This window comes from Ruegeria sp. AB6, from assembly GCF_056542685.1.
The window spans coordinates 2,501-6,157 of the sequence record NZ_JBQGAD010000026.1 but is presented as its reverse complement, the minus strand read 5'-3'; the positions used below and the strand labels follow the sequence as shown (position 1 = coordinate 6,157).

The window sequence follows — 3,657 nt, the reverse complement described above, 5'->3', positions numbered from 1 at the left end:
TGGTTGCGGGAGCAGGATTTGAACCTGCGACCTTCAGGTTATGAGCCTGACGAGCTACCGGGCTGCTCCATCCCGCGTCAGAGTCAGATTTGTTTTCATCGTGTTAGAGAGAATTGGGCTTTTTCTAGGTTTGGCGGTGACCTACTCTCCCGGGGCTTAAGCCCAAGTACCATTGGCGCGGCAGTGCTTAACTTCCGGGTTCGGGATGGGACCGGGTGTTTCACTTGCGCTATGACCACCAAACCGAGGAAAAGCCCATGTGAACTTTCTTGCTTTGCAAGAAAGCGACGAGGTGGCAGGCAGCGTCTTTGCTTGCAAAGGCGCGGTGCCACTCGGTTGTGTTTTCAATCAACGTTGTCCAATTCAAGGTTGGTGTATGCTTTGGTCTTGTCTTTCCATTACTGGATCAAATCAAGCCTATCGGGCGATTAGTACCGGTCAACTGAACGCATTACTGCGCTTACATCTCCGGCCTATTGACGTGGTGGTCTTCCACGGCCCTCAGGGAGACCTTGTTTTGAGGGGGGCTTCCCGCTTAGATGCCTTCAGCGGTTATCCTGTCCGATCATAGCTACCCAGCACTGCCGTTGGCACGACAACTGGTCCACCAGTGGATCGTTCACCCCGGTCCTCTCGTACTAGGGGCAACTCCTCTCAAGTCTCCTACACCCACGGCAGATAGGGACCGAACTGTCTCACGACGTTCTAAACCCAGCTCACGTACCTCTTTAAACGGCGAACAGCCGTACCCTTGGGACCTGCTCCAGCCCCAGGATGAGATGAGCCGACATCGAGGTGCCAAACACTGCCGTCGATATGGACTCTTGGGCAGTATCAGCCTGTTATCCCCGGCGTACCTTTTATCCGTTGAGCGATGGCCCTTCCACTCGGGACCACCGGATCACTATGGCCGTCTTTCGACTCTGCTCGACTTGTCAGTCTTGCAGTCAGGCTGGCTTCTGCCATTGCACTCAACGAGCGATTTCCGACCGCTCTGAGCCAACCTTCGCGCGCCTCCGTTACGCTTTAGGAGGCGACCGCCCCAGTCAAACTACCCGCCACGCAGGGTCCCGGATCCGGATAACGGACCGCGGTTAGACATCAAGAGTGCGAAGGGTGGTATCTCAAGGGAGGCTCCACAGGTACTTGCGTTCCTGCTTCAAAGCCTACCACCTATCCTGCACATCACAATCCTGATGCCAGTGCGAAGCTGTAGTAAAGGTGCACGGGGTCTTTCCGTCTAACCGCGGGAAGCCTGCATCTTGACAGGCAATTCAATTTCGCTGAGTCGATGTTGGAGACAGCGGGGAAGTCGTTACGCCATTCGTGCAGGTCGGAACTTACCCGACAAGGAATTTCGCTACCTTAGGACCGTTATAGTTACGGCCGCCGTTTACCTGGGCTTCAATTCAAGGCTCTCACCTCTCCTTTTAACCTTCAGGCACCGGGCAGGCGTCAGACCCTATACGTCGTCTTGCGACTTCGCAGAGCCCTGTGTTTTTAATAAACAGTCGCCACCCCCTGGTTTGTGCCCCCAGCCCCTAGTTGCCTAGGAACCGGGCCTCCTTCTCGCGAACTTACGGAGGTATTTTGCCGAGTTCCTTCAACATCGTTCTCTCAAGCGCCTTGGTATGCTCTACCAGTCCACCTGTGTCGGTTTAGGGTACGGTCTGATGGAGGGCTATTTCCAGGAACCACTCAGCAGCCCAATCAATCCGATAAGATTGAACTACACCTGTGATCCGTCACATCCTCCTGGCCTAGGAATATTAACCTAGTTCCCATCGCCTACGCCTTTCGGCCTCGGCTTAGGGGCCGGCTTACCCTGCTCAGATTAGCTTTAAGCAGGAACCCTTGGACTTTCGGCGAGAGTGTCTCTCACACTCTTTGTCGCTACTCATGTCATCATTCTCACTAGTGATCTCTCCACGGGATCGCTCACGCGCCCGCTTCATCGAAAGCCTCTCTCCTCCAATCTGCCCGAAGGCATGAAGGAGGAATGAGACTATGTCACACTACGCTCTGCTACCGATGCTTACGCATCCCTAGACTTCGGCTCATGGCTTGAGCCCCGTTACATCTTCGCCGCAGGACAACTTATTTAGACCAGTGAGCTGTTACGCTATCTTTAAAGGATGGCTGCTTCTAAGCCAACCTCCTGGTTGTTTTGGTCGTCCCACCTGCTTTCCCACTTAGCCATGAATTGGGGGCCTTAGTCGTAGGTCAGGGTTGTTTCCCTCTCCACTACGGACGTTAGCATCCGCAGTGTGTCTGCCATCTAGTACTCCCGGGTATTCGGAGTTTGGTTAGGATCAGTAAGCCTGTGGGGCCCCATTACCCATCCAGTGCTCTACCCCCCGGGGTATTCGGATGACGCTCTACCTAAATAGATTTCGCAGAGAACCAGCTATCTCCGAGTTTGATTGGCCTTTCACCCCTAGGCACAGCTCATCCCGATCCTTTTCAACGGATGTGGGTTCGGTCCTCCAGTAAGTGTTACCTTACCTTCAACCTGGCCATGCCTAGATCACTCGGTTTCGGGTCTGATCCCACGAACTCATACGCCCTATTAAGACTCGCTTTCGCTACGCCTACACCTAACGGCTTAAGCTTGCTCGTAAGACCAAGTCGATGACCCATTATACAAAAGGTACGCCGTCAGATCTCGAGGATCCTCCGACTGATTGTAGGCGTTCGGTTTCAGGTACTGTTTCACTCCCCTCGTCGGGGTGCTTTTCACCTTTCCCTCACGGTACTGGTTCGCTATCGGTCAGCAAGGAGTACTTAGCCTTCGAAGGTGGTCCTCCGATCTTCAGACAGAATTTCACGTGTTCCGCCCTACTTAATACGTCCATCAAAGCTTCCTATACGGGGCTGTCACCCGCTATGGCCACGCTTCCCAACGTGTTCTAGTCACTTATCCGGCTCGGCTGGTCCCCGTTCGCTCGCCGCTACTAGGGGAGTATCAATTGATTTCCTTTCCTCCGGGTACTTAGATGTTTCAGTTCCCCGGGTTTGCTCTTAAAACCCTATGTATTCAGGTCTTAAGTACCTGTTTAAGCAACATATTGATTATCAAGGATAACAATATGAAGCTTTCAGGTGGGTTGCCCCATTCAGAGATCCATGGATCAAAGCTTATTCTCAGCTCCCCATGGCTTATCGCAGAGTATCACGTCTTTCATCGCCTCTTGCTGCCAAGGCATTCACCAAACGCCCTTCTCGCGCTTGATTTGATCCAGAAAAAGAAAGACACACGATAGTTGTGCTACCGCCTATTCGGCTACTTGAGCACGATGTCTGCTACGAACTTCGTTCTTCGCAGACTATGTATCAATCGAGACCGCCCAGCTGGTAACTAAAGGCAGTCATTCTTCTGAACCAAAAGCATACTTTCCCGCCTTCCATCCTGGAACCCGCGCTGCCGATGTCGGTCGGCCCCACGCAGAGGATAGAAGACATGCATAACCGTTAAGTTATGCGGGTTAGTGTACTTGACTTGGACAACTCTGTTCGTTTCAGCCGGGATAGTCGTGGACAGGCGAGGAAACACCCGTATCACAACCCGCTCATCCAAAGATGAGAACGACTGAGATCAACGCCACACTCGGCGCGATCAAACAGTGTTGATTGATTTCTCTCTATACGATGTCAATT

General features: G+C 52.9%; 1 tRNA gene and 2 rRNA genes. All 3 read right to left on the bottom strand.

The features are described 5' to 3' along the window. Positions 1–77: transfer RNA gene (locus tag ACR0DB_RS22445), tRNA-Met, on the bottom strand. Positions 78–128: 51 nt separating this feature from the next. Beyond that, positions 129–243: ribosomal RNA gene (gene rrf, locus ACR0DB_RS22440) — 5S ribosomal RNA — on the bottom strand. A gap of 164 nt (positions 244–407) precedes the next feature. Then, positions 408–3,234 (bottom strand): 23S ribosomal RNA (locus tag ACR0DB_RS22435). Positions 3,235–3,657: the final 423 nt, after the last annotated feature.